Source organism: Lutimaribacter marinistellae (assembly GCF_042648365.1).
GTDB lineage: Bacteria > Pseudomonadota > Alphaproteobacteria > Rhodobacterales > Rhodobacteraceae > Lutimaribacter_A > Lutimaribacter_A marinistellae.
In genome coordinates this window covers 111166-137452 of sequence record NZ_JBHRXI010000002.1, presented here as the reverse complement: position 1 = coordinate 137452, position 26287 = coordinate 111166, and the positions used below count along the sequence as shown (strand labels likewise).

At 62.0% G+C, this 26287-nt stretch carries 22 protein-coding genes; 6 read left to right on the top strand and 16 right to left on the bottom strand.

Annotation, left to right across the window (positions count from 1 at the left end; translation table 11 throughout):
* Positions 1–14 precede the first annotated feature (14 nt).
* The 4 genes from ACFORG_RS03610 to ACFORG_RS03595 all read right to left on the bottom strand — a co-directional run bounded on the left by ACFORG_RS03610 (position 15) and on the right by ACFORG_RS03595 (position 4271).
* Positions 15–551: a carboxymuconolactone decarboxylase family protein gene (locus ACFORG_RS03610; protein ID WP_386734027.1), complete on the bottom strand. Its 537-nt coding sequence runs from the start codon at positions 549–551 to the stop codon at positions 15–17.
* Between the two features lie 16 nt (positions 552–567).
* Positions 568–2751 (bottom strand): molybdopterin-containing oxidoreductase family protein, encoded by a 2184-nt coding sequence (locus tag ACFORG_RS03605; protein WP_386734026.1) that lies wholly within the window; start codon positions 2749–2751, stop codon positions 568–570.
* Positions 2748–3266 carry a winged helix-turn-helix transcriptional regulator gene (locus tag ACFORG_RS03600; RefSeq protein ID WP_386734025.1) on the bottom strand — a complete coding sequence of 173 codons (519 nt, stop codon included), beginning with the start codon at positions 3264–3266 and terminating at the stop codon, positions 2748–2750. Before ACFORG_RS03600 ends, ACFORG_RS03605 begins: the two co-directional genes overlap by 4 nt.
* A 96-nt stretch (positions 3267–3362) precedes the next feature.
* On the bottom strand, positions 3363–4271 hold the full coding sequence (locus ACFORG_RS03595; protein ID WP_386734114.1) for an AEC family transporter: 909 nt from the start codon (positions 4269–4271) through the stop codon (positions 3363–3365).
* A 204-nt stretch (positions 4272–4475) separates the two neighbouring features.
* On the opposite strand from ACFORG_RS03595, the gene ACFORG_RS03590 reads away from it, so the two are divergent.
* The 4 genes from ACFORG_RS03590 (at position 4476) to ACFORG_RS03575 (ending at position 10527) form a co-directional block, all read left to right on the top strand.
* The gene (locus ACFORG_RS03590) at positions 4476–5252 is read left to right on the top strand and encodes a TetR/AcrR family transcriptional regulator (protein ID WP_386734024.1); all 777 of its coding nucleotides are present in this window, start codon (positions 4476–4478) and stop codon (positions 5250–5252) included.
* 143 nt (positions 5253–5395) lie between these two features.
* Positions 5396–6568, top strand: a complete 1173-nt coding sequence (locus ACFORG_RS03585; RefSeq protein WP_386734023.1) for an efflux RND transporter periplasmic adaptor subunit — start codon at positions 5396–5398, stop codon at positions 6566–6568.
* Complete coding sequence (locus ACFORG_RS03580) at positions 6568–9714, top strand: efflux RND transporter permease subunit (protein ID WP_386734022.1); 3147 nt, start codon at positions 6568–6570, stop codon at positions 9712–9714. Before ACFORG_RS03585 ends, ACFORG_RS03580 begins: the two co-directional genes overlap by 1 nt.
* Positions 9715–9810: 96 nt before the next feature.
* Positions 9811–10527, top strand: coding sequence for a glutathione S-transferase (locus ACFORG_RS03575; RefSeq protein WP_386734021.1), 717 nt, complete (start codon positions 9811–9813; stop codon positions 10525–10527).
* A gap of 3 nt (positions 10528–10530) precedes the next feature.
* Here ACFORG_RS03575 and ACFORG_RS03570 read toward each other — a convergent pair whose 3' ends face one another.
* The gene (locus tag ACFORG_RS03570; RefSeq protein ID WP_386734020.1) at positions 10531–11442 is read right to left on the bottom strand and encodes a LysR family transcriptional regulator; all 912 of its coding nucleotides are present in this window, start codon (positions 11440–11442) and stop codon (positions 10531–10533) included.
* A gap of 91 nt (positions 11443–11533) precedes the next feature.
* Here ACFORG_RS03570 and ACFORG_RS03565 point away from each other — a divergent pair, with 91 nt between their 5' ends.
* A complete protein-coding gene (locus tag ACFORG_RS03565) occupies positions 11534–12388 on the top strand; it encodes a nuclear transport factor 2 family protein (RefSeq protein WP_386734019.1) in 855 nt (284 codons plus the stop codon).
* 68 nt (positions 12389–12456) lie between these two features.
* Here ACFORG_RS03565 and ACFORG_RS03560 read toward each other — a convergent pair whose 3' ends face one another.
* From ACFORG_RS03560 to ACFORG_RS03545, 4 genes are all read right to left on the bottom strand, one after another.
* The gene (locus ACFORG_RS03560; RefSeq protein ID WP_386734018.1) at positions 12457–13800 is read right to left on the bottom strand and encodes a sodium-dependent transporter; all 1344 of its coding nucleotides are present in this window, start codon (positions 13798–13800) and stop codon (positions 12457–12459) included.
* Positions 13801–13914: 114 nt separating this feature from the next.
* Entirely contained in the window at positions 13915–15000 is a 1086-nt protein-coding gene (gene dctP, locus ACFORG_RS03555; RefSeq protein ID WP_386734017.1) for a TRAP transporter substrate-binding protein DctP, read from the bottom strand.
* A 25-nt stretch (positions 15001–15025) separates the two neighbouring features.
* A complete protein-coding gene (locus ACFORG_RS03550; protein WP_386734016.1) occupies positions 15026–16351 on the bottom strand; it encodes a TRAP transporter large permease in 1326 nt (441 codons plus the stop codon).
* On the bottom strand, positions 16348–16839 hold the full coding sequence (locus tag ACFORG_RS03545; RefSeq protein WP_386734015.1) for a TRAP transporter small permease subunit: 492 nt from the start codon (positions 16837–16839) through the stop codon (positions 16348–16350). Before ACFORG_RS03545 ends, ACFORG_RS03550 begins: the two co-directional genes overlap by 4 nt.
* Positions 16840–17112: 273 nt before the next feature.
* Here ACFORG_RS03545 and ACFORG_RS03540 point away from each other — a divergent pair, with 273 nt between their 5' ends.
* Complete coding sequence (locus ACFORG_RS03540; protein ID WP_386734014.1) at positions 17113–18036, top strand: hypothetical protein; 924 nt, start codon at positions 17113–17115, stop codon at positions 18034–18036.
* A 69-nt stretch (positions 18037–18105) separates the two neighbouring features.
* Here ACFORG_RS03540 and ACFORG_RS03535 read toward each other — a convergent pair whose 3' ends face one another.
* The 7 genes from ACFORG_RS03535 to ACFORG_RS03505 all read right to left on the bottom strand — a co-directional run bounded on the left by ACFORG_RS03535 (position 18106) and on the right by ACFORG_RS03505 (position 26232).
* Positions 18106–19731 carry a long-chain-fatty-acid--CoA ligase gene (locus ACFORG_RS03535; protein WP_386734013.1) on the bottom strand — a complete coding sequence of 542 codons (1626 nt, stop codon included), beginning with the start codon at positions 19729–19731 and terminating at the stop codon, positions 18106–18108.
* 120 nt (positions 19732–19851) lie between these two features.
* Complete coding sequence (gene dmpG, locus ACFORG_RS03530) at positions 19852–20871, bottom strand: 4-hydroxy-2-oxovalerate aldolase (protein ID WP_386734012.1); 1020 nt, start codon at positions 20869–20871, stop codon at positions 19852–19854.
* A 1-nt stretch (position 20872) separates the two neighbouring features.
* On the bottom strand, positions 20873–21814 hold the full coding sequence (locus ACFORG_RS03525; protein ID WP_386734011.1) for an acetaldehyde dehydrogenase (acetylating): 942 nt from the start codon (positions 21812–21814) through the stop codon (positions 20873–20875).
* Positions 21811–22587: a 2-keto-4-pentenoate hydratase gene (locus ACFORG_RS03520; RefSeq protein WP_386734010.1), complete on the bottom strand. Its 777-nt coding sequence runs from the start codon at positions 22585–22587 to the stop codon at positions 21811–21813. The genes ACFORG_RS03525 and ACFORG_RS03520 overlap by 4 nt, the downstream gene beginning before the upstream one ends.
* Positions 22584–24248 carry a bifunctional 3-(3-hydroxy-phenyl)propionate/3-hydroxycinnamic acid hydroxylase MhpA gene (mhpA, locus tag ACFORG_RS03515; RefSeq protein ID WP_386734009.1) on the bottom strand — a complete coding sequence of 555 codons (1665 nt, stop codon included), beginning with the start codon at positions 24246–24248 and terminating at the stop codon, positions 22584–22586. The genes ACFORG_RS03520 and mhpA overlap by 4 nt, the downstream gene beginning before the upstream one ends.
* A 2-nt stretch (positions 24249–24250) precedes the next feature.
* Positions 24251–25234, bottom strand: a complete 984-nt coding sequence (locus ACFORG_RS03510) for a VOC family protein (protein WP_386734008.1) — start codon at positions 25232–25234, stop codon at positions 24251–24253.
* A 128-nt stretch (positions 25235–25362) separates the two neighbouring features.
* Positions 25363–26232: an alpha/beta fold hydrolase gene (locus ACFORG_RS03505; RefSeq protein ID WP_386734007.1), complete on the bottom strand. Its 870-nt coding sequence runs from the start codon at positions 26230–26232 to the stop codon at positions 25363–25365.
* Between the last annotated feature and the right edge of the window lie 55 nt (positions 26233–26287).

Below are 26287 nucleotides of genomic sequence, written 5' to 3'. Positions count from 1 at the left end.
TGCCAACCTGTGGCTCAGCGGCTGATCATCTTGGGGATCGCGTCGTATCCGCCGCTGATCAGCGATTTCCCGACAAGGTCGAACGCCTTGTCGTCACCCTTGACGCCATAGCCCTCGACCAGACGATTCATGAAGGCGAAGACCGCCGCAACCGCGATCGTGTCCTGGATATCCCGGTCTGTCGCACCCGCACGGCGCGCGTCGTCGATATCCGCCTCGCCGACCATCGACGGTGTATTCGTCAGCCGCGCGGCGAGGACCAGCAAGGCATGCAGTTTTCCATCGGGCGAACGCCCGACTTCGACCTCGGCGATCTGCTCGGCAGTTTGCCCCATCGCCAAAAGAGCGGCGCGGTGGCTACCCACGCAATAGTGGCACCGGTTGATGGCCGAGACATGCAGGGCGATCGCTTCGCGCTCGACCGCCCCAAGCGTGTCCGAGCTGCGCATGACCTCGGCCATGAACGCCGTGTAGGGGTGGAAACGGTCCTTGTCGTGTCTGAAGACTTCAGTCACCAGCCGGGCGTTTTCGACGCCTTTGAAATATCCCATCGTGCGAATCCTGTTCTTAATTTGAGCGTTGCGGGGACGTCTTGGTCACACGACAGGCAATGCCCTTGAGGTGTGGAATACCCTGTTCCATGTCGAGGTGATCGGAATCGTCCGGGCAGATCTGGGCATCGGCATGGGTCCATGCGCCGGACAGCGTGCCGTCGCCTTCGGGGCGTTCGGGCAACCACCAGCCATGCGGCACCCTGACGACCCCCTCGGGCATGTCGTCGCGCACATCCGCCTTCAGCAGGACCCGGCCCTGTCTGGTTGCGACCTCCAGGTCGTCGCCAGAGGAAATTCCCAGCCTTTCGGCATCCGTGATCGAGAGGAAAGCCAGCGGTTCGGGCTTGCGCTTGCGCAGCGAAGCAATATGCCGGTGCCCGGTCTGAAAGAACTCGTCCTCGCGCACACCGGTAAACAATGTCAAAGGCCAGTCCGCATCAGCGGGCGGTGCAGGCCGCCAGTTAGGCAGCGGGTCGAAGCCAAAGGCGTCTAGGATCGTCGAAGACAACTCGACCTTGCCCGACGGGGTCGCGAAACCGGTTGTTTCGTACTTGCGGTATTCCATACGCGGTGCGACATAGGCCCGTTCCTCGGCAAGACTTGCGAAACTGTCGGACAGCTTCGCCACACGGTGATCCAGCAGGTCATCCTGCGTGGCCCATGGAAAATGCTCGGCCATTCCCATCCTATGCGCCAGCCCGCGCCAGAAATCATAGACCGAGCGGCATTCACCCGGCGGCTGAACCGCCTGTTGGCTGGTGCGATAGATCGCGGTCCAGGCGAAGCTGTCACTGATCGCGTTTCGTTCCAGCCAGGCATCGCCGGGCAGGATGTAATCGGCCAGCTGCGCGGTGGGCGTCTTGAAATGCTCGACTGCGACGACAAGCTCCTGCGCAGTGATCGCGCGGTGAATGAGCTGCATGTTCGCATAGCTCATCAGAGCATTGTTCCCCAGAACGAAGAAGGCTCGCACCGGATAGGGGTCGCCATCGGCCATCGCGCGAAAAACTGCCGAGGGAACCGCCATACAGGCCCCGTTCACGAGGTTGGGATAGTCGTGGCCCCAGACGCGGGCGGCGGGTTCGCGCAGCATGTCGGCAGCGCGATAAGTGAACGCCGGATGTGCATCGGCCCCCAACTGCTTGGCCCGCTGCGCGTCGGGAAGGTGCTCGTGCAGTTCCAACTCGGATTCACTTACCACGTCAGGGTGGAAGCCATGAAACAACTCGCCGCCTTTGACGTCGAGATTTCCACAGATCGCGCGCAGGGCGCACATCAGCCTGATCGCGCTGGTGCTGTTGCGTTGTTGGTCGGTGATCGGCGTCCACGGGATGACCGAGGGGCCGTTGGTTGCGTAAAGCCGGGCTGCCTGGGCGATCAGGTCTGGCGCGACCCCGGTGATTTCTGCCACGCGCGACAGAGGAAATTCGTCTACCCGCCGTTTGAATTCCTCGAAGCCCAAGGTCCACTTGCGCACGAAGGAGGCGTCGTAGAGCCCCTCGTCCAGAATGACCTTGATCCAGCCAAGGCACATGGCGGCATCCGTGCCGGGCTTGAGCGGTAGCCACAGGTCGGCTGCTTCGGCGTTTTCGCTGCGGCGTGGGTCCAGAACGATCAGCTTGGCGCCGCGCTGTTGCGCCCGCCGGATCGCGTTGTGGATCGGTGTCCAGGAATGCGGTTTGGGGTTGTGGCCGAACAGGACGATGCATTCGGTATTGGGATAATCCGGAAACGGGTACCAGCCATAGACCAGCCTGTTGACCGCGGCCGTGTTGCCCGCGCACATGGCCACCCCGCTTATCCAGTTGGGTGAGCCCAACAGGTTCATGAACCGCCGTGCCGCACCATTGTCAGTCTGCGTGTTCCATTGCGAGGTCGACACCGCCAGCGCCTCGGGTCCGTGGCGCGCCACGATGTCCCCAAGCCGCGCGGCGATGTCGTCCAAGGCCTCGTCCCAGCTGACCTGTTCCCACTGGCCCGAACCCCTTGGGCCTGTTCGCCGCAACGGATAAAGTACGCGGTCGGGATTGGCGAAGCCTTCGGGCGCGTGCACGCCTTTCATGCAGATATTCGCCATCAGTGGGCGGGTATCGATGGCCTTTGTACGCACTTCGGCCACCTTGCCGCTTTCGGGAACCTCGGCATGGACCTGGCAATAGATGTCGCAGCCTGAACACAAGACGCGCCGGGTTGTCATTTTCCTGTCTCCTCTCGACGGGCTGCCTTGGCCGCCTTTTGCTGTTCATTTCGTCTTTCGGCGAAAACCGGGCTGACCTGTGCAAGCGACTCGTTGGCCGAAACGGGTTCTCCGCAGCAGGCGCAGGTGACCTGAACCACAAGCGGATGGTCTCTGCCCTTATGCTCCAACACGACAGGCGGTTGATCATCCGCCCATGGACCGAACCATTTGTCGCCCCATTGCTTGATCGCGATGATCGCGGGCCACAGTTCCAAGCCCTTTTCGGTCAGCAGGTATTGCGCCTTTCGCGGTTTGTCCTTCGGCGACCGGCGTTCGAGGATACCTGCCTCCTCCAGCCCGCCAAGACGCGCGGCGAGAGAGGCCGGCGCCATTCCGGTCTGCTGACGGATACCTTCGAAGCTGCGGTTCGACAGGAAGAGTTCTCGCAGGATCATCAGCGTCCATGCATCGACCAGTTGGGCGCCTGCCCGCGCGATCGAGCAGTATTCTTCGGCAAGTTGGGTGCGGCGCATGTGTCCTCCTTTTTGATACGAAAAATGTACCTAAATTTCATGCATGTCAAAGGAAATCGGACGCAGCGCCAAAAACGGCCTGCGTCGCGTGCCTTGTCAGAGTGCCGAGAAAAGGAGCAGGACCGCCGGAATGGTCGCAACGGCAAGCAGGGTCTGGAACGTCACGATACCCGCCATGAACGGCCCGTCACCCTTTAACTGCTGGGTCAGGACATAGGCGGTCGGTGCGGCCGGAACCGCAGAGAACACGACCAGCACCATGGCCTCTACCCCGGACAGGCCAAAGACGCGCGCCACGATGCCCGCAAGCACAGGCATGATCAACAGGCGTGCCAGACCCGCACCAAGCAAACCCTTGATGTCTTGGCGCAGTGAAGCGGGTCGGAGCGCTGCGCCAACGCAAAGCAAGCCGAGCGGAAGGCTCCCCTCTCCCATCAGTTTGAGGAATCGGTCCGAACCGTAGGGTAGGCCGACCTCGCTCAGCGCGAGGCACGCGCCGATGACGCAGGCAAGAACAAGCGGATTACGGAAAACCGTAGCGATCAGAACAAATGGCCGGTGCGCGGTTCCCGCATCGCTCAGTGCGACGATGGCGAGAACGTTGACCAACGGCACTGCGACCGCGAGATAGACCGCCGCACGCTCCAACCCCGCAATCCCTTCGAGTGTCGCCAGGATGGACAGGGCAAGGTAGGTATTGAACCGCACGATCCCTTGCACCAGCGGGCCGAAACGTGCCGGCGGCATATGGTGGACGGCTCGCAAGGCGTACAACACCGCAACGGCGATCAGGATCGTCAGCACCGTCGCCCCACCCAGTCGCAGGATCTGCGGATCACGCACCGGGGCGTTGGCAAGGCTTGAGACGAGCAAGGCCGGGAAAAGAACGTGATAGTTCAGCCGCTCTGCCGCGGGCCAGAATTCAGCCGAGGGAAAGTTGCGCCGCGCCAGCACATGGCCGAGGCATATCAACGCGAAAATCGGCCAGATCGTGATAAACAGCATTTCGGCCTCGAACAGGATCACCGTTACCGCTGTTAACAGGAGCCGGTTGCCGGATGAAAGACGTCATCCATGTTCACCAAAGGTGACGCGGGGCTGCGCGAAATCCGGCCGTGTTGACGTTTGGAAATGCCGCCGTGCGTGTCCGGCCACTTGACCTTTCGCGCCGGTCATCCTTTATACCGACTTCTGGTCGGTAAAAGAACAATGACCGACCGTGACATGAGGCACGGCATGCATACCAAGGCGGGCGGGGCGTCGATCCGCGGCGAGGAAGACGAGCGGAAACGACTGCGAATGGCGCCCGAAGAGCGGCGCGAAAGTATCCTGGACGCGGCGCAGCGCCTGTTCCTGGCGCGCGGCTGGGACGCGGTGACGATTGCCGATGTTCTGGCCGAGGCCGGCATATCCAAGGGCGGTTTCTATCATCATTTCACTGCGAAGGAAGAGTTGCTCGACGGGCTCGTGCAACGCATGACGTGGCAGGGCATGTCGGTCGCGCAGGCAGCACAAAAGGCCGCCGACGGCGACGCGCTGAGCCGGTTCAACGCCTTTATCGCCGCCACCAACCGCTGGCGGGTTCATCGAGCGCCCGAACTGAAATTCATCGCGGATGTCCTGTTGCGCCCCGAGAATGATGCGCTGTTTCACAGGATCAACGCCGAGGCCTCTCGCGTGGCTCTGCCGATGCTGCAAGAGATGATCGATGAAGGAGTGGCAGAGGGCTGTTTCACCGTGACCGACAGCCAGATGGCCGCCGAGGTGATCCTTGCCTTGGGGCCGGGACGCCGCGACATATCGCAAAAGGCCATCGCGATTGCGGAAGACGGGGATGTCGACGACGCCATACGCCTGTTGAACGAGCGCATGATTGCCGAAGGCGCGATGCTTGACCGTTTGCTTGGCCTTCCCATCGGCAGCGTTGCCTTGGCCGACCCCGACGAGTTTCGCATGATGATCGCCGAGATTGCCGGGTCGCGATGACCGGCGCGCCGAGTGTGTAACGACAGGCCTTTCCACGTCACGCGTTAGTGACCGCATCCGAACATACCTGGACCGCCGCCGTCGGCGTCACGCATAGCGGTTTCTGACGGCCAAAAACCTCTGCAAAAGGAGGCACAGAGCTTATGAGTACACCCGACGGAGCGAAGCCGCCGCTTCGGCTCGAATTCACGGACGAACCCGGTTCGGCACGGTCCAAATGGGTCGCGGGCCTGTTGGCCCTTGCCCTTGTCGGCTGGATGGCCAGCGGCCTGATCCTGCCCGCGCCGCCCGAGGACGAGGCCCAGCCTGCCGTAACGGTCAAGCCCGTTACGGTTGCCGTGCGCGACAGCACGGCGCGGCAGGTGACGCAGCTATTCACGGCGGAAGGACAGGCACAACCGGACCGCCGCGCCATCCTGCGGGCTGAAACAGACGGAGATGTCGCCACGCTGTCGGCAGAGAAAGGCGATTTTGTCGAACGGGGCGAAGAAATTGCTCGCCTCGTCACCCGAGAGCAGGAAGCTCAGGTGCAGGAAGCCCGCGAAGAGGTCGCGCGCGCCCGCCGCGAATTCGAGAACTCCCAGACGCTTCTGGAACGGGGTGTTTCGACGACCGACCGGGTTGCCGCCGCCCGTGCGACGCTTGCATCGGCCGAGGCCAAACTGACCCAGGCCGAAGAGGCGGTCGACGCCGCGGTGATCCGCGCACCTTTCGCCGGACGGCTCGATGCGCTGGACCTTGACGACGGTGCCTATGTCTCGGCGGGGACCGAGGTGGGCACGATACTCGACACCGACCCGCTCAGCATCGTGATCCAGATACCCCAGCAATCGCTTGCGCGGATCAGCGAAGGACAGGAGGCAACCGTCGATTTCATCACCGGCGAAACGCGCACCGGCACCGTTGGATATGTCAGCAAGGACGCGGCGTCGCAGACGCGTACCTTCCGCGCTGAGATAACCGTGCCGAACCCTGGTGGTGCCATTGCGTCCGGCCTGTCCGTCCAGGTGCGGATTCCCACCGGCCAGATGTCGGCGCATTTCGTCTCGCCGGCCATCCTGTCTCTTGGGCCCGACGGCGCGCTTGGCGTCAAGACGGTGAACGATGAAAACAAGGTCGTGTTTCACGAGGTCGTCCTGGAACGCGCGCAAACCGATGGCGTCTGGATCAGCGGCCTGCCCGACACGGTGCGATTGATCACGATCGGCCAGGGATTTGTCAGTGATGGCGAGCCGGTTTCGCCAAGTGTCGAGGCAGACGATACAGCAGCGCAAGGCGTCAAGATGCCCGCAACCACGAGCGGGGAAACCAACTGATGAACATGTTGATCGATGCCGCCTTCAGCCGTGCGCGGGTGGTCGCGTTGGTTCTTGGGCTTGTCCTGGCCGTCGGCGCGCTAGCCTACAGCGCGATCCCCAAGGAAAGCTCGCCCGAGATCCCGATTCCGACGGTTTACGTCTCGACCGCGCTCGAAGGCATTACCCCCGAAGATGCCGAGCGTCTGCTGATCGAACCGCTCGAAACGGAACTGGGTGCGTTGAGCGGCCTCAAGACCATGACGGCCACTGCCGCCGAAGGTTACGCCAGCGTTCAGCTTGAGTTCGAGCCCGGTTTCGACGCCGATGCGGCGCTCGACAAGGTCCGTGAGGCGGTCGACAAGGCCACGGACGAGCTGCCTGACGACGCCTCGGATCCTGTGGTGACCGAGATCAACACCGCCCTGTTCCCGATCCTGACCGCGATACTGTCCGGACCGGTACCCGAACGCACGCTCAATGCCCTTGCCGATGACCTCAAGGACAGGATCGAAAGCCTTACGGGCGTGCTCGAAGTCGATATCGGTGGTGAGCGTTTCGAGCTGATGGAGGTGTTGATCGACCCCACGGTGTTCGAGACCTACAACCTTTCCTTTGACGAGCTGATCGGCCAGATCAACCGCAACAACCGACTGATTGCCGCCGGCGCGATAGAGAACAGCGCCGGACGCATCGTGCTCAAGGTGCCGGGTCTCGTCGAAGATCTCGGCGATGTCATGGAGTTGCCGGTCAAGGTTTCGGGCGACACGGTGGTGACCTTCGGCGATGTCGCAACTGTAAGGCGCACGTTCGAAGACCCGACGAGCTTTGCGCGGATCAACGGTCAGCCTGCGCTGGCCCTCGAAGTCAAGAAACGCGTCGGCGCCAACATCATCGAAACCGTCGCCGCCGTCCGAGCCGAAATCGAGAGCGCGCAGGCCGAATGGCCCGAAAGCGTCCGCATCAACTACATGCAGGACGAGAGCGAACAGGTGGAGACGATGCTGTCGGACCTGGAATCGAATGTGATCGCGGCCGTACTTCTGGTGATGATCGTCATCGTCTGGGCCCTGGGCCTGCGGTCATCGGTTCTGGTCGGCCTGGCGATACCCGGGGCCTTCCTGGCCGGTGTCGCCGCGCTCTATTTCATGGGTTACACGATGAATATCGTGGTCCTGTTCAGCCTTATCCTCGTGGTGGGGATGCTTGTCGATGGCGCCATCGTCACGGTCGAGCTGGCAGACCGCTACCTGCACGAGGGACAGTCGGCGCGGGCTGCTTATGCCCAGGCCGCCAAACGGATGGCTTGGCCGATCATCGCCTCGACGGCGACGACGCTCAGCGTGTTTTTTCCCTTGCTGTTCTGGTCCGGCACCGTGGGGGAGTTCATGAAGTTCCTGCCGATCACCGTTCTGTTGACGCTTGCCGCGTCCTTGTTCATGGCGCTGATCTTCATCCCCGTCCTTGGCGGGTTGATCGGAAAACGCCAGCCGCAGAGTGCGAGTCAGCAGCACCAGATCGCGGCAGCCGAGTACGGCGATCCCCGCCGCATGCGAGGATTGGCGGGGATCTACGTCCGGACGCTGGAGTGGGCGATCCTGCGGCCCGGCCGCACGCTCTTGTTTGCAATCATGTCGCTGGTGGCCGCCTTTCTTGCCTATGGTCAGTTCGGCAACGGCCTTTCGTTTTTCCCAGAAGTCGAGCCTGATTTCGCGCAAGTCGAAGTACGCGCGCGGGACAATTTCTCGATCTACGAGCAGGATGCGCTGATCCGTCAGGTCGAAAACCGCCTGCTGCGCTATGACGAGGTCTCCAGTGTCTATGCACGCACCGGCTCCAGCCAGCAGGCCGATGAAGAGGTGATCGGCACCATCCAGCTGGAACTGACCGAATGGGACACCCGGCGCCCCGCGGCCCAGATCGCCGAGCAGATCCGGCAGGACATGACGGTCATTCCCGGCATCGACGTGCAGGTGCAGGTGCAGTCGGGCGGTCCGTCTGCGGGCAAGCCGGTCAGCCTCGAGATCACCTCGCGCGATCGCGCCGCACAGGCGGCTGCGGTCGAGATGATCCGCGCGCGGATGGAGGCGATCGGCGGCTTTACCGATTTAACCGACACCCGCCCGCTGCCTGGCGTCGAATGGGAGATCAAGCTTGACCGGTCCGAGGCAGCCCGTTTCGGTGCAGATGTCACCCTTTTGGGGCAAGCCGTTCAACTTCTGACGCAAGGCATCACGGTCGCCGAGTACCGGCCCGACGACGCCGAAGGGGCCGTCGATATCCGCGTAAGGTTCCCCGCGGGAGAGCGCACGCTCGCCGAGCTGGAGAGCCTGCGCGTCCCGACATCCAACGGCCTTGTACCGGTTACCAACTTCGTGAGTTTCGAACCGGCCCCGCGAAGCGGCACGATAAAGCGGATCGACCAGGAGCGCGTGACGACAATCGCCGCCAACGTGGCGCCCGGTCTTCTCGTCAATGACCAGATCGTCGCGCTGCGCTCGGCGCTTGAACAGATGGATCTGCCGGACGCCGTGTCATGGTCCTTTGCCGGCGAGGCCGAAGACCAGATGGACGCGATGATCTTTCTGGCCGGCGCGTTTGCCGCAGCCATCGGTCTGATGATCGTGATCCTTGTGACCCAGTTCAACAGCTTCTTTCAGGCCTTCGTGGTCATGAGCGCGATCATCTTCTCGATCGCGGGCGTGCTGCTGGGGCTGATGCTAACCGGACGGCCCTTTGGCGTGGTCATGGGCGGGATCGGTGTCATCGCGCTGGCAGGTATCGTGGTGAACAACAACATCGTCCTGATCGATACGTTCAACGACCTCAAGAAGACAGGAATGGAACCCCTCGAGGCGGCGTTACGGACCGGCGCACAACGCTTGCGCCCGGTCATTCTGACCTCGGTCACGACAGCACTTGGCCTGATGCCCATGGTGATCGGTATCAACATCGATTTCTTCCGGCGCGAGATCGTCTATGGTGCGCCGTCGACCCAATGGTGGACCGAACTCAGCTCGGCCATCGCCGGCGGGCTGATGGTCGCGACACTGCTGACCCTGATCGTCACGCCGGCAATGCTGATACTGGGTGAGCGCCTGACAGCCCGACGGAAACGGCGGCGGGAGCGGAACCGAACGATATCGGGGAAACGGGCAACCGCCTGACCCGTCGCCGGTCAAAAGGATTGGACGCGGCCCGGAACATGGGGCTATCTGGGGCCGCGCCCGTTTCCATCCAACCCCTTTCGGAAAGCTTGCATCGTGCCCGAACGCTTTACACTCTATTACTGGCCAATCCCCTTTCGCGCACAGTTCGCCCGCTACATCCTGGCCCATGCCGGCCAACCCTGGACAGAACCCGACAGGGATGCAGTCATGGCGCTGTATCAAACCGATATCGCCGAGCAGCCGGTGCCATTCATGGGGCCACCGGTACTGCAGGACGCCGAACATGACGCGTGGATTTCTCAGGCCCCCGCCATCTGCTCCTATCTGGGCGAAGAGCTTGACCTGATGCCGGGCGATCCGGTCGGGGATGCCATGACGCGCAAGGTTCTGGGCGATTGCATCGACGTCCTGCATGCGCTGACGCGGAATTGCGGCGACCAGATGTGGACGCAGGAAAGCTGGAACAATTTCGCCGCCCATCGCCTGCCCCGCTGGTTGCAGATCTTTGAAGATCTGGGACGCCGCAACGGTCTGGGCGCAGAGCATGGCACGCTGCTGGGAACGCCCAGTCCGGGCGTGGCCGATCTTGCCTGCTCGGCGCTTTGGGTAACGATTGTCGATACTCTTCCAGCACTGGAAGGCACGATCAGCGATCACGCGCCCAATGTGCTGGCGCTGTCGAGACGATTGGCAGCGGCGCCGGCCATCACCCGCTTGCGTGCGGAACAGGCCGAGCGTTGGGGCGATGTCTGGTGCGAGGGGCAGATCGAGGCCTCGCTCCGGTCCGTGTTGGCGGATTGGGCCGGGTGACGGCTAGGTCCTGTGCCTGACGGGGGTCTTGAGAAAGGCCTCCAACGCGTCCACGAAAACCCTTGCGTTGCTCAGCCTGCTGCGGCGCGCCGAAAACAGGGCATAAACACCTATACTGGGCATTTCCAGTTCTGGCAGGACGCGGATCAGGGACCCTTTTGACACTGCGTCCCTGACCGCGAAATCGGGAAACACAGCATAACCCGCTCCAAGCGCGATGAGGTGCCGGGTAAGCTGATCGCTGTTGACGCTCATCGCCGGAGCACCTTCGAGGGTGACCCGCGTTCCCGTTCGGCTGTCGGTGAATCCCATCCTCTCGGCCTTCATCCGTTCTGTCCGCACCCATCGAAACCGTTTCAAATCCTCGGGCTTGCGCAGGTCCGGCGCTATCTGCGGTCCGGCGCAAATCCAGCCTTCGGTTTGGAAAAGCCTGCGTGCAGGTCGGCTGTCATCCTCGGGGTTGCCGATACGGATCACGAGGTCGACACGGTCGTCGATCGCGTCCCGGTGATCGTCGCTGAGATCGACGGACAATTCGAGCGCAGGCCGGGCCGTCTGAAATTGCACGAGGAATCTTGCGAGCGCTTCGGTCGCCATGATCGTTGGCGCCGAGATCCGCAACCTTCCGCTGGCGCCGGATTTCTGGTGCCTGACGGCCTGCGCGCCCTGATCGAACGCATCCAGCATGGCCGACACGCCATCCAGGAAACGCCGCCCTGCATCCGTGAGTTCGAGCTTACGGGTCGAACGGTACAACAGCTGGACGCCCAGCCGATCCTCCAACTCTGTCACCAACTGGCTGACGAAAGGCGGCGACAGGTCCAACTGCGCGGCAGCGGAACGGAAGGAGCCATGCTCAACCACTGCAGCAAAGACAGCTGCCGGGCGCAGAAGGTCAATCTCATTATGCTTCATTGGCAAGCAATGAATTCGATAACAGCCCGATAGTCAATCAATGATGGTTGGCTCAGACTTGGTGGATCAGATCCAACCAGAGGAACCTCCGATGCGAACGACCGTCCTTGCCGCGCTGGCGCTATCCGGGCTGACCGCCACAGCCGCGACAACGGCACCTGCCGATCATGAATACCTTACCGTTCATCCCGCCGAACTGCCCCGGACCGATGCCAATATCGCCACGCTCGACAGGATCTTTGAAGCGATCTTTGCCCGCGACTGGAACGCGATGCGCGCGCTTTACTCCGACAACTACGTTCAGCACAGCCTTTACATGGAAGATGGCAAGGAAGGTGTCATCGACCTGTTCAGGGGGCTGGACTACAACCAAATGGTGTATGAGCCGGTGTTGCGCATAGCCGAAGGGCCATACGTGACAATGATGTCAAAGCTGAAGTTCAACGCGGGCGCCCCGATGATGGTCGCCATTGACCTGAACTTTATCCGCGACGGTCAGAGTCGGGAGCATTGGGACATCCTGATGCCGGTCAAGGACGCTGAGAAGGCCTTTGGCATAGCCCTCGAGACGCAGCCGGAACCGCAAGACGTGGTCGACCAGAACAAGCTGCGGGTGGCTGATTTCATCAACACCGTGTTCAACGCCAGCGGCGCGGACAAGGTGCGCGATTTCGTGTCCGGGGACTATGTTCAGCATGGCACCGGAGGGGACGGTCCGGATGCGCTGATTGAAGACGTGAAAACCCGGTTTGTCGGGGCCGAGGTCGACATCAAACGGATCATTGGCCAGAATGACTTGGTACTTGCCCATAGCCGCGTGTTCATCGGCGGCAAGCAGTTCGCCCGTGCCGACATCTGGCGCCTGCGCGACGGCATGATGGTGGAACACTGGGCCGCGATGGAGCCGGTACCCACCGAGTACCGGAACCCGAACTCGATGTTCTGAGGGCGTCGGGCGGGGCGGCCCAGACCGCCCTGGCCGTTCGGCAATATCCCCGGAAAGAATGTCGGGGATCAGAAGAAACCAGCCACGAAGACCACGGCAACGCCGACCGGGGCGACCAAGCGGGCCAGAATGGACCACAAAGCCGCGCCGCCGCCCGAGAGCCCAAGTTCATCCTGCACGCCCTGCCATTTCAGGGCCCAGCCGACGAACAGCGCGGCAAACAACCCGTTCAGTGGCAGCATGTACTGGCTGGTGATCACATCGAGAGAGTCGAACACGTTCATCCCGATTACTGGCAGCGGGGCGCTCCAGACGTTGAAGGACAGCAGCGCCGCGATCCCCAGTGCCCAGATCACGGCTCCCGCAACTGCGGTGGACACGGCCCGGCCCAGCGAACTGCGTTCCGACAGGAACTCGACGACCGGTTCCAGCAGCGAGATGGACGAGGTCAGCGCGGCAAAGGACAACAGCAGGAAGAACAGCAATCCGATCACCGTGCCGCCGATCATTTCGGCAAAGGCAAGCGGTAGCGTCACGAAGATGAGCCCCGGACCTTCGCTTGTTTCCAGCCCATTGGCGAACACGATGGGAAAGATGATCAGGCCGGCGGCCAGCGCGAAACCTGTATCGAACAGGATCACGGTGCGCGCGGTGCTGAGCAGGTTCGTTTCATGCCCGAGGTAGGAGCCGTAGGCGATCATCACGCCCGCGCCCACGGAGAGCGTGAAAAAGGCCTGCCCCATCGCGGCAAGGACGGTCCCTCCGCTGATTTCGCGGAGGTCGAACGAGAACATGTAGCTGAACGCCTCGCCAAAATGACCGGTCGAGACAGCATAGGCGAGCAGGACAAGTATCAACCCTGCCAGTGTCGGCATCAGCAGTCGGACCGAAGCTTCGATCCCGCCCTTGAGACCGCGCGCGACGATCGCCACGGTCGCGGCCATGAACACCGTATGCGCCAGCAGCAGCGTGGCCGGGCTGGCCAGCATCTGCTCGAACAAGTCCGAGATACCGGCGGCGTCCTGTTCGGCGAATTGCCCCGCGCCAGCCTGCACCGTGTAGTAGAGGGACCAGCCGCCGATGACGCTGTAGAATGACAGGATAACAGCGCCGACAAGGACCGAACTGACCCCAAGCAGTGTCCAGGCGGAACTGCGTCCGTTTTCCTTTGCCAGATCGCGCATCGTGTCGATTGCGTTCTTCTGCCCGCGACGGCCCAGCAGCCACTCGGCAATCAGCACCGGCATTCCTATGGCGGCAATGCACAGAAGGTAGACGAGCACAAACGCGGCGCCGCCGCTTTCGCCGACCATATAGGGAAACTTCCAGATGTTGCCCAAACCGACGGCGGACCCCGTCGCCGCAAGGATGAAGGTCAGCCGTGAGCCCCAGTGCTGATGCTGTGTGGTCATGAATGTCTTCCCTTGGCAATCTGTCCGAGTCGGGCGCCCTATACAACCGGCGCCCGGACAAACGAAAGGCCCGCCGGGTCTTGGCGGGCCTAATAGGCTCAAAAAAATGTCAGGTTACTGGGCGCAGTCGCGCAGAGCGGCCGCATCGGGCCCTGCCGGGGTGCGGCCCAGGTTGAAGGGGGCCGAGGCATCACGCCACTGGGCGTAGTCCTCGAGGTATTCAACCATGCTCAGATAGACCTTGGCCGAGTTCGGGTTGGCGCAGGCCGTTTCGACGATGACCTCGTTGGCCATCTCCTGCACCTTGGCCAGCGTCTCGTCGTCGTAACGGTTGATCTCGACCGCCTCGTCGAACTGGGCATAGGCTTCGGTGGCGCGCTTCTCGGTGAAGGCCAGCGACCACAGCAGCGTCGCGTCAGCCGCAATCTGCAACTTTTCCTGGGTTTCCGGGCTCAGCGCATCCCAGGCGGATTTGTTGATCATCACGCCGAAGATCGAGGCCGACTGGTGCCAGCCGGGTGTCGCCCAGTACTGGGTGACCTGCTGGAACCCTGCGGACCAGTCGACATTCGGGGTCGAGAATTCGGCACCGTCGATCACGCCGCGTTCCAGCGACTGGTAGATCTCGCCACCGGCCATCGACACCTGGTTGCCGCCCAGTTGCTCAAGCAGTTTGCCCTGCTCGAGGCCCGAAAGACGCAGACGCTTGCCCTGCAGATCGTCGAGGTTGCGGATCGGCTCGTTCGTGCGGAAGCCGGACTCGTTGTTGGTCACGCCATAAGGCAGGTAAACCATGCCGTACTGACCGTAGATCTCGTTATAGAGCTCCGCGCCGCCCCACTGCTGGATCCAGTTGACGTAATCCACGGCGTTGAACAGCGATGCCGTTGTCGCCAGCGGCGAAAAGGCCGCGTCGCGTCCGGCCCAGTAGCCGGGCCAGTCGCCACCGGCCTGAACAGTGCCGGATTCGACCGCGCCGAACACTTCGCCCGCGGGCACGAGGCTGCCGCCTTCGAAGAACTCGATGCTCAGTTCGCCCTGCGTCAGCTTGTTGGCGAGCTCGACGAATTTCTTGTCGGTCTCGATCAGCTCCAGCGACGAGGGCCAGGTGGTCGTCATTGTCCAGCTTTCCTGAGCAAGCGCCGGACCTGCGAAGGTCGCCGCGGCCGCGGCGGCCAGGACTGTCGACTTGAACGTCATGGAATCTCTCCCTTGGGTGGTTGGGTTACTTCGTGTAGAGGGCTTCGGGCAGCCAAGTGACCAGTTGCGGGAAGCCCGCGACCAGCAGGCACATGCCCACGATCAGCCCGATGAAGGGCAGGACGCCGCGGACGATATGCCCGGTGCGAACGTCCGAAGGCGCGATGGCACGCAGATAGAACAGCGCATATCCGAACGGTGGCGTCAGGAACGAGGTCTGAAGGACGACCGCCATCAGAACGACGAACCACAGCAGGCTCACGCCCTCCATTTCCTGCACGATGGGCAGGAAGATCGGGAAGGACAGCAGCACGATCCCGGTCCAGTCGAGAAAGGCACCGAGGATGAACACGACGAACATCATCATCGCGATCAGCATCCACGGCTCCATCTCGAGTCCACGGATCAGTTCCTGCGTCGCCCGCAAACCGCCGGTGATGTTGAACACGCCGGTAAAGGCCGTGGCACCCACGACGATGAACAGGATCATGGCCGAAGTGCGCCCCGTTTCGAGCATCGCACCATAGAAGGTTTCAAGCCGGAAACGACCCCGGAAGATGACGATCAGCAGCGCAAGTGCGGCACCGATCGCGCTGGCTTCGGTCGCGGTGGCGATACCGGCGAGCAAGGAGCCGAGGATACCGAAAATCAGCACCAGCGGAGGCAGGGCTTCGATCACCAGCATCCGCATCAAAGCGCCGCGGCCGATCTTTTCATCCTCTTCGACCATCGGGGCCAGATCGGGACGCAGGACCGAGATCACGTAGACGTAAAACGCATAGCTGAGGCCCAGCAGGACACCGGGGATCATGGAGCCCGCGAAAAGCTCGCCCACCGAAAGCGGGGAATAGGACGCCATCAGGATCAGCATGATCGACGGCGGGATCAGGATACCCAGACAGCCCGAGGCCGCGATCACACCCGTGGTCAGTGTCGGCGCGTATCCGTATTGCAGCATCGGCCGCAGCGCCATGACCCCCATAACGGTGATGGACGCCCCGATGATGCCGGTGGTCGCCGCAAGCAGGATCGAGATGAACACGACCGCCAGCGCCAGCCCGCCGCGTACGCTGCTGAGCAGCAGGCGCAGCGTTTCGAACATCCGGTCGGTCACGCCGGAATCCGACAGGAACCGTGCCATCAGGACGAAGAGGGGAATTGCAATCAGCGTGTAATTGTCGAGCACATCGCCAAAAATACGGTTGATGACGATGCCCAGCACCATGGGCTTGCCCGCGACGATGGCGGTGACCACGGCGGTGCCGCCCAGTACAAAGGCCAGCGGGTGGCCCATGAACAGGCCTACGACCAGCAAGCCGAACATGAACAGAGCGATGAGTTCCGGATTCATTGCTTGGCCTCCTGCCGGTCGAGGATCAGTTTCAGCACCTCGGATACACCCTGCAGCAGCAGCAAGGCGGCAGCCGCACACATCGCCATCTTGAGCGGGTAGACCGGCATCTGGATCGCGCCGTAGGTCACCTCGGCCTGGTTCCACGAACGCAGTGCGAAATCCCACGACCGGGTCAGAAAGACCCACGCGAACGGAAAGAAGAAGATCAGATAACCCAGTACATCAACGATGCGTTGGGTCCTGTGCGAGAAGTTTTCGGTCAGGATGTCGACGCGCACATGCGCCTTGTGACGCAGGGCATAGCCACCCAAAAGCACGAAATAGAACCCGAACAACTGCTTGGACACGTCAAACGCCCACCGGGTCGGTTCATTGAAGACATAACGCAGGATCACGTCATAGATGATGACGGCCGCGAAGATCACGGCGACGACAGACACGATCCGTCCCACGATCTCGTTCACCCCGTCGATTACCTTGATCACGGTGTATCTCCCCTTGAGACTCGGCGCGTAACTTGCGTTTTTGGCATCCGAGTTCAAGGGTGAGATCGCCCCTGGCGTGTACGTGTGAATACGTACACAGCCCCCCGTTGACTATGCCGGCGAATTCTGGGGTCAAGCCGTTGATCTGCTGGATGTTCCGAGTTCCCGCCAACGTTCGAGGCCTCGCTTCCGGCCAGCCCTTGGCCGCGAGAAAAACACGTATATACAATACGGAACGGTCCTTTGGGGCGTTCAATCGCGGCAGGAAGACACATGTTTTTCGAACAGACCAACGCCATGAGCGCCATGGGCAACGAGATCGTCGGGATATTGGAGAACCGATACGCGTCCGACGGTCTGACGCGGGACACCTTTGGCCTTGTCATCGTAGAAGAATCGCCGGAAGGCCCGTCCGGTTTTGCTTATCGTGGCGAGTGGCAATGTTATCCGTGCAGCCTGGTCAAGGCCTTCCATCTGGCCCACGCTCTGCACGCGCTGGAGGCGGGACGGATCGAGCGCCATGACGAGCTTGACCGAGCAATGCATGACATGATCGCCTTCTCCTCCAACACCGCAACGAATTACGTGATCGATCTGTTGACAGGCACAACCGGCGATACGCTGCTGCCGCCGCCGGAACTTGCTGCGTGGATCGACCGACGGGAAGAGCTGAACCGGTTCTTCCAGCGACTTGGCTGGTCCGAATGGGCCGATTGCAACATTACTCAGAAACTGATGGACGACACCCGCTATGGACGCGAGGCGCAATTTGCAGGCGCGGATGGGCGGAACCTCAATGCTTTGACGCCAATTGCATCGGCCCGGTTGTTCTTCGAATTGTTCGCTAGCGCGCTACCGCTTGGCCGTGCTGCGAGACTGCAGGCGACGGCAACCTTGCTCCGCGAAAGAAGCGGACCGAAATCCCAAGACCCTCATTACCAGGTTGACGATTTCCTGGGTGGCGGCATTCCGAAGGATGTTCCGATCTGGAGCAAGGCCGGAATGAACGGCTGGACAGGCGATGAGCGCGCCTCGTATTTCAAGCACGACCTGATCCGGTTCCACGTACCGGGCAAGGCCCCGGTGATCGTGGCCTTCATGACGCAGGGAAAGACCCTGTGCGAGGACAAGCCCGACATCTTTCCGGAAATCGGAAAGGCGATGTTCGAAACGATCGAACGGCACAGGTCGGGCTAGGGAAGCTGACCCCGCGCACCTGCGACAAATATTGGACGGGCCCCGACGATAGAGCCCGTCCACATGCTCTTACTTTGCGACTGTCAGAACGCCGCCGAACTCTTCCCGCAACTTGTTCTTCAGAACCTTGCCCGTCGCACCAAGCGGCAACGCCTCGACAAAGATCACCTTGTCCGGAACCTGCCACGAGGCGATCTTGCCTTCGTAATGATGCAGGAGGGCGTCCTCGGTCACTTCGGCGCCGGGGGCCTTTACCGCGATCAGGACCGGGCGTTCGGCCCATTTCTCGTGGGCGGCCGCAATGGCGGCGGCATTCGCGATCCCGGGATGCGCAATGGCGATGTTTTCAAGCTCGACGGTCGAGATCCACTCGCCGCCGGATTTGATGATGTCCTTGGAGCGGTCGCGGATCACCATATAGCCATCGGCATCGATCGTGGCGATATCACCGGTGTCGAACCAGCCATCTTCGGTCAGGGTGGTTTCGTCGCGCTTGAGATAGCTGTCGACGATCCAGTGGCCGCGGATATGCAACTCGCCCTGCGTCTCGCCGTCATGCGGTAGTGCCGCACCGTTTTCATCGACGATGCGCAGCTCTACGCCCCAGGGCGGACGCCCCTGCCCCAGCCGGATCGCGGCCTGTTCATCCTCGGACAGCGCTTCGTGCTTTTGCAGCAGCTGGTTCAGCGTACCCAGCGGACTGGTTTCGGTCATTCCCCAGGCATGGATCAGTTCGACCCCGTACTTGTCGCGGAATTCAGGGATCATCGAGGGCGGCAAAGCCGACCCGCCAACCACTGTGCGCTTCATCGATTTCGCGGTGGCGCCGGTCTTTTCCAGCCCGTCCAGCAGGCCCATCCAGATAGTCGGAACGCCCAGCGACATGGTGACAGATTCCGCATCGATCAGCCGCGCAAGGCTCTCCCCGTCAAGGTTCGGCCCCGGCAGCACCAGCCGCGCACCGGTATGGGCGGCGACATAGGGGATACCCCAGGCGTTGACGTGAAACATGGGGACCACCGGCATGACCGAATCCTTGGCCGAGACATTCATGCCGTCCGGCTGGTTGCCCGCCAGCGAGTGCAGCACTGTCGAACGATGGGTGTATTGCACGCCTTTCGGGTTTCCGGTCGTCCCCGACGTGTAGCAGAGCGCCGATGCGCGCGTCTCGTCGATCTCGGGCCATTCAAAGTCCGCGTCGCCTCCCGCGATCCACTCGTCGTAGAACAGCAGGCCGGGGATGGTCTCGGCGGCGCGGTCATCGCGGGGGCCAAGCAGCACAAAGTGTTCGACCGTGTCGAAGTGATTGCGCACTGCGGCCACCAGCGGCAGGAAGGTCGCGTCGAACATCACGACCTTGTCCTCGGCATGGTTCACGATGTACGCGATCTGCTCGGGGAAGAGGCGCGGGTTGATCGTGTGGGTCACGCGACCGCTGCCGGCCACGCCGAAATAGATCTCAAGATGCCGGCGGTTGTTCCATGCAATGGTGGCAACCTTTGCATCGTCGGCCACGCCGAGCTTGTCCAGCGACGAGGCCAGTAGGCGGGCGTTCCGTGCGACCGCGCCCCAGCTGCTGCGCTCGACGCCGCCCTGTGTTTCGACCGAGACGATCTCGGTACCTCCATGGTACCGCGCGGCATGATCGATCAAGGAATTGATCGTCAGCTGCTGATGCATCATTGTTCCGCTCATTTCATCCTCCGTAATGCATCGCCACCGGGGCGTGCGATCATGTGCGGCCTCAGGGCTGCGCGCGCAGGCTCGTGTTTTCGGGCCGCAGGCGCAATGGCTGCGACGTGACGTAGTTTCGGGTTATGCCGCAGCTTCCCTTTGCCGGATCATGTCCAGCGCGACGTCCGTGATCATGTCCTCCTGCCCGCCAACCATCTTGCGCCGTCCCACCTCGACAAGGATGTCGCGCGTGTCGAGCCCGTACAGCTCGGCCGCGCGTTCGGCGTGTCGCAGGAACGAGGAGTAGACGCCGCTGTAGCCCAGCGTCATGGTTTCACGATCGACGCGGACGGGCCGATCCTGCAACGGGCGCACCAGGTCATCGGCGGCGTCCTGCAACTTGAACAGGTCGCAGCCATGGTCCCAGCCGTACAGGTCGGCAACCGCCACGAAAGCCTCGATCGGACAGTTCCCGGCGCCTGCGCCCATACCTGCCAGCGAGGCATCGACGCGCGTAGCGCCGTGTTCGACCGCAACGACCGAGTTGGCGACCGAGAGCGACAGGTTCTCATGCATATGCGCGCCGCGCCCGGTATCGGTGTCGAGCACCGCGCCATAGGCATCGAACCGTTCCCGCACGTCCCGCATCGTCAGACGCCCGCCCGAATCCGTTACATAGACACAATCGGCACCATGGCTTTCCATCAGCTTTGCCTGCCGGGCAAGCTCTGCTGCGGTGGTCATGTGCGACATCATCAGGAAACCGGATACGTCCAGCCCCATCTCCTTCGCGGCAGCAATATGCTGAGCGGCGACATCGGCCTCGGTACAATGCGTGGCGACGCGGACCGACCGAACACCGTTGTCGCGGGCGCGCCTCAGGTCTTCGATGGTGCCGATACCGGGCAGCAACAGCGTCGTCAGTCGTGCGGTCCGGCAGACCTTGGCCGCTTCACGGATCCAGGCCTCGTCCGTGTGCCGTCCGAACCCGTAGTTGAAGGTCGAGCCGGTCAAACCGTCGCCATGCGCCACCTCGATCGCATCGACGCCAGCCTCGTCCAGCGCCTCGGCTATGGCACGCACATGGCCAAGGTCATACTGGTGGCGGACAGCATGCATGCCGTCGCGCAATGTCACGTCCTGTATGTATAGTCTTGTCATGTCAGGCGACCTCCAACCAATTGCGCTTCAACGACAGGCGTTCGGCCGTCTTCATCGCGGCCGAGGTCATGATGTCGAGATTGCCGGCATATGCAGGGAGGTAATGGGCGGCGCCTTCGACCTCCAGAAAGATCGTCACCTTGAGACCGGTGAACTCCCGCCCCATTTCCGGAATGTGGAACGGGCCGTCGCTGCCAACCTGCTCGAACTGTACGTCCTGCTTCAGGCGGTACCCGGGCACGTAGCTTTGAACCTCGCTCACCATTGCGGCGACGGATTGGCGGATCTCCTCGGGATCGGCATCGTCGCAAAGGCAAAATACCGTGTCACGCATCATCAGCGGCGGCTCTGCAGGGTTCAGGATGATGATCGCCTTGCCCCGTGTCGCACCGCCCACCTGTTCGATGGCGGCGGCAGTCGTTTCCGTGAACTCGTCAATATTGGCGCGGGTACCCGGGCCCGCCGATCTGGAACTGATCGAAGCAACGATTTCGCCCCAATGCACCTTGGCCACGCGGTTGATGGCCGCCACCATCGGGATGGTCGCCTGGCCACCGCAAGTGACCATGTTGACGTTCGGCGCATCGAGATTGACCTCAAGGTTGACCGGTGGAACCGTATACGGACCGATTGCCGCCGGGGTCAGGTCGATCATCTGTTTGCCGTCGGCAATGGCGACCTCGGAATGCCGGGTATGAGCCCTCGCGCTCGTGGCGTCGAAAATGATCCGGATACCCGCGTATTCCGGCAGCGCGCGCAAGCCGTCGATCCCCTCATGCGTCGTCGTCACGCCCAGCCGTCTTGCCCGTTCCAGCCCGTCCGAGGCAGGGTCGATTCCGACCATGGCCGATACGTCCAGCATGTCCGATCTACGCATGATCTTGATCATAAGGTCGGTGCCGATGTTGCCGGAACCGATGATCGCGCATTTGATCTTTTTCATGCCGCATCTCCGAACTGCACGGCCACCTTGCCCAGCCCATCGATCGAGGCCTCGTAGCGTGTGCCGGGCGTGGCGGCGATCATCGGCCCCAATGCGCCCGACAGGACCACGTCTCCGGCTTTCAACGACCGGTCCGCTGCCTGCATGACCCGCGCAAGCCAAAGCGCCGCGTTGAGGGGGGAGCCATAGCAGGCTGCGCCCGTGCCTTCGGATTTGCTGCCATCCGATCCGGCCATGTGCATTTTGCAACCGACAAGGTCGACTGCATCCGGGCGACGTATGCCTGAGCCAAGCACGAAATGCGCCGAGGACCCGTTATCGGCCACCGTATCGACGAAACGGATGTCCCAGTTCTGGATCCGCGAACCGACGATCTCGATGGCGGGAACCACCCAATCAATGGCCCGGATCAGATCGGCCGAGGTGATCTGCTCATGCGCAAGATCGCGACCGAGGATAAAGGCGATTTCGGCCTCGACCTTGTACTGCGCCGCGTCCGACCATGGGATCATCGCGTCATGCATCACCTCCATATCGGCAAAAAGCATGCCGTAATCGGGTTGGTCGACGCCCAGCTGCGCCTGCACCGCCGGATTGGTCAGCCCGACCTTGCGGCCGACCAGCCGCCCGCCCGCGGCAAGCCGGGCCTTGGTATTGATCTCTTGCACCGCATAGGCCTCTTCAGCGGTGGTGATCCGGTCGCGTACGGGCGGGATGTTGAACGCGCCCTCTTCGGCCTCACGCAGGGCGGTTGCGACGGTTTCCAGTGTCATGCGGCCTTCCTTTCGACGGTATGCTCGGGGCTTCCCAGCTTGTTGAACAATTGTTGGCTGACCGCTTCCATGGTCTGCGGCCTTGCCACGGCGGCAACGACGCGGTCAGGCCGGACGATCAGAACATCACCTTGGCCGACGCCGTGCTTGCGGCAGAACACGCTCAACTCGTTCGTGGTATCTTCGATCTCGATGGTTTCGGGCGAAAGCGCCCCGAACGTACGCACGCCCTGTGGCCGCTTGGTATAGGTCCAGAGCGCCGCGCTTTGCACACCGATGCCCTGCCATCTGAGCTTCGCCGCATCCGAGAGTTCCGCCCAAGGGTCGGTGCCGATGCCGATCAACGAGAACCCCTCGCCCAGTACATCGTCCGCCCGCGTGATCTTGCCGAGGAAACTGCGCACCTGCGGCTGCGGGATCAGGCGCCCTTCGGCCCCATTCCGGCGGTCACGCGGAAGGCCCCAGAAACGGCCTTTCCGAAAATCCGGTCCGGGTTTGAACGCGCCACGGCGCAATTCGCCCTTGACCCATGGCAGTTTGCCAGCCGCGACCATGGCAGAGTTGCGCAGCGCTGCAAGCAGACGGCTGCGAACGGAAACGACCTTCATCATCATGATCGACACATCGATCATCGACTGGGCATGGGGGCGGCGTTCGCTCATGTAGCTGTCGAGCAATGCATCACCCGCCTGCCCGCGCAGGATCATGTCCAGTTTCCACGCGATGTTGGCAGCGTCACGGATACCCGAGCTCATCCCCTGCCCCATGAACTGCGGCGTCATGTGGGCGGCATCGCCGGCGAGTATCACCCGTCCCTTGCGCCATTGTTCGGCGTTGAGCGCGTTGAACGTGTAAACCAGCTTGCGCAGCACTTTGGCCTTGTTCGGGTCGATGAAGCGGCTGAGCAGCGAGCGTACCTTCTCGTCGCTTTCCCATTCTTCCTTGTCGTCATCTTCGTTGAGCATGAACTCGAACCGGTGATGGGCACCCGGTTGCGGGCAGTTCACGATCGGACGCTCAGGATCGCAGACGAAGCTGAAGTAAGGCAAGTGTCGCAGGGTCGTGTCGGCATCTTCGACCTCCAGGTCGATGACCAGCCAGCGTTCGGGAAAACTCCCCCCTGTCATCTTGATGCCAAGCCCTTCTTCGCGGGTCTTCGACCGGCCGCCGTCACATGCGACAAGGTAGGTGGCGCGGGTTGTCTGCTCGTCCGCGCCATCGACCGGTCGGTGGCGAAGCGTCACCCCATCCGCGTCCTGCTCGAACCCCAGGACCTCGACCCCGCGATGCAAGGAGACGTTGGGATAACGTTCCCGGATCAGGCTTTCCATCTTGGTCTCGAGCCAGGGTTGGTAAAGGAAATTCATCACCGGCCAGCCATGGGGCCGGTCGGTCAGCACCATCTGCGACAGCACTCTGCCGTCAGGCCGTACCCATTGGGCAACCTGGTCCTGGATCATGTCGGGCGCCAGCTCGTCCGCGATCCCGGCCCATTGCCATGCCCGCATGCATTCATCGTCGGTATAGACCGCGCGGGCGCGTCCATAGAATTCCTTGTCTCGCTCAAAGACCTTCACGCTCAGACCACGCTTGCCCAGAAAATGCGCAAGGGTCAGGCCGGTGGGTCCAAGGCCGATAATGGCAACATCTACCGCATTCATGATCAGAACACCTTGTACTCGGGCCGGAACAACGACGAGACGCCACGGCGCAACTGTGCGATCTCGTCACGGATGCCGCGACCTTCGGGCAGGTGCCCCCATTCAGAGATGCCATGGTGAACCTTGCCCTCAGGGAAATCCTCGAGAGCGTCATTCACGCGGATGCCGTCGCAGCTGAACTCGACATCGAAGCCAGAGGGCGACTGCACGTAGAATGAGATCGCGTGATCATTGGTGTGCCTGCCGATCGACATCGAGATCTTGTAACCAAGCGCCCGACAGCGTTCGTAGGCCCCGATCACGTCGTGAACATCGGCTACTTCCAGCGCCATGTGATGGATCCGCGCCGGCATCGGGTCCATCTTCATCCCTTTTGTTTCCGCCACGGCAATCGAGTGATGGCGCTCGTTGAACCGGGTGAAGGTGATCAACAACTCCACGCCTGGTACCTTCTCGACGATCTGGTCCGAAGTCCTTGCGTCGAAGATCTCGCGCCAGAAGCCCAGCATCGAAGCGGGTTCGCGCGAGGTTATGGCAAGGTGACACAGCCCGCCCTCGTCAACCTTGAACCCGCTCGGCTTGATCTCTGGCGCCGTGGCTATCGTGCGAGCCGTCAGGAACATCTCGACGGCGATCTTCTTGGGGCCAACCAGCTTCCAGAACCGGTCTACACCGCGAATGTCGGCTTCCTTGCCTGCGACCTCGGTCACGTCGACACTGCGCTCCTTGAGCCGCGACAGGATGGTTTCCAACGCATCCTCGTTCGCGATCTCGAGACCGATGGTCGCGATGTCATTCGTCTCACCCTTCCGGATGATCAGCCTCCGCTCGCGGTCATCGACGCGAAAGCTCAGCAAGTCCGGCCCGCGCACATCCATGTGCAGCCCGAGCGCCTCTCCGCCAAAGCGTTTCCAATCGTCGATATCGGTCGTAGTGGCAACAACGTAGCCAGTCTTGACCTTGTCATAGACGGTGTTGAGTTTCATGGGGTCTCCTCCGGAAATCTCTGGTCAGCGCTCAGGGGGGTGCCGCGATCGGCCGGAAAGAGTGCTGCGCACATCCCGACCGTGCCCGCCACGATGGCGGGATCTTTTTCATCAGCAATCTGCATGTTTCACACGTCGGCGTTCGCCGACAGGAAGGCAGTACAGACCGCGTTGAATTCAGCGGCGCGTTCCCACTGCACCCAGTGACCGACCCCGGCAAAGATGTAGAGGTCGCAAGACTTCATGTTTTCCCGAAGCCAGTGCCCGCCCGTAAGCAGGTTCACCCGGTCTGCATCGCCCCACAGGGCAAGCGTCGGATGATCGATCTGGGTCATGCGCGGATCTGCCGACAGGTCCAGCCGCGCCATGGCCTGCGGATCGTTGGGTACCTGAAGCGGCGGGTTGGCGACTACCTCGGGGTCGATCGACGCCCGGTAGCGCGCCTCGATCATCTCGTCCGATACGGCGGTTCCGTCGGCGACCAGGAACTCCCGCAGGAACTCGGCCAGTTTTTCGCGGCTGGGGCCGTCGCCCTTGTAGTAACCGATAAGCTTTTGCAGCCCCAGGCTCGGCCCGCCCTGCAGGCCTCCTACTCCGCCCGGCCCCATAAGGACGAGACGGTCGATCCGGCCGGGATGGTCCATCGCCATGCGCAGCGCCGTCGCACCCCCAAGCGAATTGCCGACCACGCTGGCCCGTTCGATCCCAAGCGCGTCCATCAAGCCGATCATCGAATGCGCCAGGTCACCGAAAACGTCGGACTGGTCCAACCTCTTGGTCGACTGACCATATCCCGGCATGTCCGGCACGATGACGCGAAACCTCTGGGCCAGGGTGGAAACGTTCCTTGAGAAATTGGACATCCCCGACGCGCCGGGCCCGCCACCGTGCAACTTGATGACGACTGGCCCGTCGCCCACTTCCGTAACATGGATTTCGCGCGCCCCGACGGCAACGACCTGCTCTTTCAAGCCTTCTGGATCTGGTGTTTGCAGCATGAATTCCTCCTGTTTGAAGTATGCTGACAATTTCGTCATTATGACGCAAGTGTCA

Coding starts and splice junctions, on each gene's coding strand:
- ACFORG_RS03610 (WP_386734027.1), bottom strand. CDS start 551: ATGGGATATTTCAAAGGCGTCGAAAACGCCCGGCTGGTGACTGAAGTC.
- ACFORG_RS03605 (WP_386734026.1), bottom strand. CDS start 2,751: ATGACAACCCGGCGCGTCTTGTGTTCAGGCTGCGACATCTATTGCCAG.
- ACFORG_RS03600 (WP_386734025.1), bottom strand. CDS start 3,266: ATGCGCCGCACCCAACTTGCCGAAGAATACTGCTCGATCGCGCGGGCA.
- ACFORG_RS03595 (WP_386734114.1), bottom strand. CDS start 4,271: ATGCTGTTTATCACGATCTGGCCGATTTTCGCGTTGATATGCCTCGGC.
- ACFORG_RS03590 (WP_386734024.1), top strand. CDS start 4,476: ATGACCGACCGTGACATGAGGCACGGCATGCATACCAAGGCGGGCGGG.
- ACFORG_RS03585 (WP_386734023.1), top strand. CDS start 5,396: ATGAGTACACCCGACGGAGCGAAGCCGCCGCTTCGGCTCGAATTCACG.
- ACFORG_RS03580 (WP_386734022.1), top strand. CDS start 6,568: ATGAACATGTTGATCGATGCCGCCTTCAGCCGTGCGCGGGTGGTCGCG.
- ACFORG_RS03570 (WP_386734020.1), bottom strand. CDS start 11,442: ATGAAGCATAATGAGATTGACCTTCTGCGCCCGGCAGCTGTCTTTGCT.
- ACFORG_RS03565 (WP_386734019.1), top strand. CDS start 11,534: ATGCGAACGACCGTCCTTGCCGCGCTGGCGCTATCCGGGCTGACCGCC.
- ACFORG_RS03560 (WP_386734018.1), bottom strand. CDS start 13,800: ATGACCACACAGCATCAGCACTGGGGCTCACGGCTGACCTTCATCCTT.
- dctP (WP_386734017.1), bottom strand. CDS start 15,000: ATGACGTTCAAGTCGACAGTCCTGGCCGCCGCGGCCGCGGCGACCTTC.
- ACFORG_RS03550 (WP_386734016.1), bottom strand. CDS start 16,351: ATGAATCCGGAACTCATCGCTCTGTTCATGTTCGGCTTGCTGGTCGTA.
- ACFORG_RS03540 (WP_386734014.1), top strand. CDS start 17,113: ATGTTTTTCGAACAGACCAACGCCATGAGCGCCATGGGCAACGAGATC.
- ACFORG_RS03535 (WP_386734013.1), bottom strand. CDS start 19,731: ATGAGCGGAACAATGATGCATCAGCAGCTGACGATCAATTCCTTGATC.
- dmpG (WP_386734012.1), bottom strand. CDS start 20,871: ATGACAAGACTATACATACAGGACGTGACATTGCGCGACGGCATGCAT.
- ACFORG_RS03525 (WP_386734011.1), bottom strand. CDS start 21,814: ATGAAAAAGATCAAATGCGCGATCATCGGTTCCGGCAACATCGGCACC.
- ACFORG_RS03520 (WP_386734010.1), bottom strand. CDS start 22,587: ATGACACTGGAAACCGTCGCAACCGCCCTGCGTGAGGCCGAAGAGGGC.
- mhpA (WP_386734009.1), bottom strand. CDS start 24,248: ATGAATGCGGTAGATGTTGCCATTATCGGCCTTGGACCCACCGGCCTG.
- ACFORG_RS03510 (WP_386734008.1), bottom strand. CDS start 25,234: ATGAAACTCAACACCGTCTATGACAAGGTCAAGACTGGCTACGTTGTT.
- ACFORG_RS03505 (WP_386734007.1), bottom strand. CDS start 26,232: ATGCTGCAAACACCAGATCCAGAAGGCTTGAAAGAGCAGGTCGTTGCC.